3 protein-coding genes are annotated in these 2,884 nt (G+C 26.9%); all 3 read left to right on the top strand.

Going from position 1 to position 2,884, the window contains the following annotated elements; all coding sequences use genetic code 11:
• Positions 1–176 precede the first annotated feature (176 nt).
• The 3 genes from ACOYLT_RS11305 (at position 177) to ACOYLT_RS11295 (ending at position 2,683) form a co-directional block, all read left to right on the top strand.
• Positions 177–1,175, top strand: a complete 999-nt coding sequence (locus ACOYLT_RS11305) for a hypothetical protein (protein WP_422853947.1) — start codon at positions 177–179, stop codon at positions 1,173–1,175.
• 26 nt (positions 1,176–1,201) lie between these two features.
• Entirely contained in the window at positions 1,202–1,900 is a 699-nt protein-coding gene (locus ACOYLT_RS11300; protein WP_422853946.1) for a hypothetical protein, read from the top strand.
• A 108-nt stretch (positions 1,901–2,008) separates the two neighbouring features.
• A complete protein-coding gene (locus tag ACOYLT_RS11295; protein WP_422853945.1) occupies positions 2,009–2,683 on the top strand; it encodes a hypothetical protein in 675 nt (224 codons plus the stop codon).
• The last annotated feature ends 201 nt before the right edge of the window (positions 2,684–2,884 follow it).

The raw sequence follows: 2,884 nt of genomic DNA, 5'->3' as shown, positions 1-2,884 counted from the left end.
ACTCAAGATACACCTACAGCCCTCAGCAAAGCATGGTGTTTTTCACTGATTTTATAGGGATGTCTGCAACGATTTATATTCAAATTACTTTTGGAGAAAACAAAGAAGTTGTAGATAAGGAGTTGAAAGTTGTATTTGAGGATTGATTTTAATATGTTTGAATAAATAAAATAATTATGAACCCAGAAATTGAAAAATTAATCAAAATGGCACTTGTTGATGGGCAAGTAACCGATAAAGAACGTGAAATTATTTTGCGTAAAGCTGAGAAATTAGGACTTGATACGGACGAAGTTGAAATGTATCTTGAAGGTAGTTTAGATTCTAAAAAACAAGACAATTCCTCAAAAATGATTATAGAGACAAGTGATAATATTGAAAGTAAAACATTTAAAAGTGATACTTCAAGTGATAGAAAATTCACGCCGAAGAAAGTAAAGAAAATTGAACCCGCTCAACTTAATAAAGTAAGTGAATTAGAACTTAAAATTTCACAACTTTCAGAAAGTAAAAAAATACTATTTAATAATCTTGAAAAATTAATTGAAGATATAAAATCTCCACAAAGAGATTTAGTTAAAATAAAAAGCAGTTTTGATAAACAACTAAATTTAATAAAAGAGGATTATAAGAAAAATGTGAGTACCAATCTTGGTAAATTTATTAATGAAATAAATACAGCAATTGCTACAAAGTTTGGTGGCGGTAAATTGAATTTTGACAAACTTGAAAAGTTTATTGGATTGGATTTTATGGAATTAACAAAATTAATTGAAACAGAGGGAGGATTGAATCTTGATGATTTGCAGAGCAAGAGAAAAAAACAACGAATCTTATTATGTATTTTATGCATACCAACATTTTACTACGTTTATGTAAACTTTATTGGTTTAGATTATATTGAAAATAGCGGTTACAAAATGATTTTTGGATATATTATTATTGTTGCACTTGCTATGAAGATTATTAGTTTATCGAAGTTAATTGCCGAGAAAAAATCTAATTTATCTAGAGTAGATTTGAACTTAATTATTAGTGAAGTTCGTAAAAAATATTCGAAAGAGTTTGATGGATTATTAAAATTAAAAAATGAAATTATTCGTTTAGAATTAATTCAAAAGAATCTGAAATTGAAAGACATTGCTGTCTATGAAAAATTCATAAAAACAAAGTAATTTTAAATTAATTAAAATAAACAAAGATGGAAAAAATAGATTTAGATAAAATCGAGACGGATATTCACCAATTTTATAAAATTACCAAGGATATTGAGGATGTTATTAAAAGTGTAGAAAAAACAGATAATAAAATAGAATTGGCAAAAGAATCTATTAATAAAGAAATTTTGCTCAAAGAATTCCCATCCCAAGCTATAGGTTCTGTTGTATTGTATAATGAATTAAATGAAAAATATAATTTGTATGTTGACAATCAATTCAATAAAGTTATTCGTTTTTTAGAACATATCGAAAATAAGGAAAAAAAATATCGAGATTTATATCTCAATAGTACCGAAAATTATATTGTTGACCCTTATGGTATTCCATTAGAAAAGTTAAAACAAGAAAAAAAGGAAATAGATAATTGTTATGAATTACTGACAATTTTAGTAAAGGAAGTAAACGGTGATATAGTTAAATTTAATAAAGTGTATAACAAATTAGAAGATGCAGGTTTATTTATGACTTCACCCGAAAAAGCAAATCAGCAATACTTATTAGAAATATCTACAAAATTGGATAATGTAATTGAAGGATTAAAGGTTTTATTTCAAAGTTTGGAAGAAACCAACAATTCATTAAGAGCAATAGAGGGAAATACAAGTGAAATTTCTTTAAATATGTATGATGTTAGAAGTCATTTATGGGATATTTCTTGGGCAACAAATAAACAAGGCTAGTGAAGTATTCTTTAAATTGTTTGAAAAAATAAAACCTCCCAGTTACATTGTCATATTTTGACTAAGTACAATGTTATATTTGTTTGATAATCTTAAATATAAACTTCTATGAACGAAATTCACTTAAATTATTTAATTCAAATCGGTAATAATGACCAAGGTTATGTTGGTAATAACTCCTTAAATTGGGGAATATCTGTTGTAGGTGCAGATGAAAATTTAGACCCTTTTTTAAATAGACAATTTAATCGGTATGAATTATTTGAGTATTGCCAGAATCAAAATAATAATAACTTAAATACTCTTATAGCAATTTTATCTTGGGGAGGTATGAGACGAGACCATGGTAGAAAACTTTTTGAAAATAGAAATGTAATAATAGAGTTAGTTAAAGAATTACGTGATGGAAACTTTGTGACACGGCAACGTGCGTTTGAAGTTTTTCAAAATCAAAGAAGTGCTAATATGCTACCCGGTATTGGTATAGGTTATTTTACTAAACTTATTTGTTTTTTAGTACCTAATTTGAATGGTTATATAATGGACCAATGGGTTGCTAAATCAATTAATTTATTAACAGGAGTCCCTATAGTTAACTTAACGGGTAACAATTGGGTAAATGACAATAATGACTCAAACACGTACGAACTATTTTGTCAAAATATAGATAATCTTGCTGAGCTTTTAAATTGTTCAGGATTTGAAGCAGAAAAGCAAATTTTTTCAGTTGGAAGAGGAAATGGACAATGGAGAAATTATTTAATTAACAACTACAACAATTAATACAAACGTAAAATAGTATGGCAAAAGGAATTATAGTATGAATAGATTGGAATGATAACAAATGGGAAAAACCAAGTAATAATCTTTAGTTTCAATGTTAAAGGTAATAGCTTCAACTATACTTTCATTTTCACATTTGTAGCCCACATTTCTTTTATATTCCAAATCAAACCCAAGTTCTTCTTTGATTTGCTTTAAATC

The sequence above is a fragment of the Flavobacterium sp. genome, from assembly GCF_049318185.1.
Taxonomy (GTDB): domain Bacteria; phylum Bacteroidota; class Bacteroidia; order Flavobacteriales; family Flavobacteriaceae; genus Flavobacterium.
The sequence above is the reverse complement of the archived record's forward strand: the minus strand, read 5'-3'. Positions and strand labels throughout refer to the sequence as shown.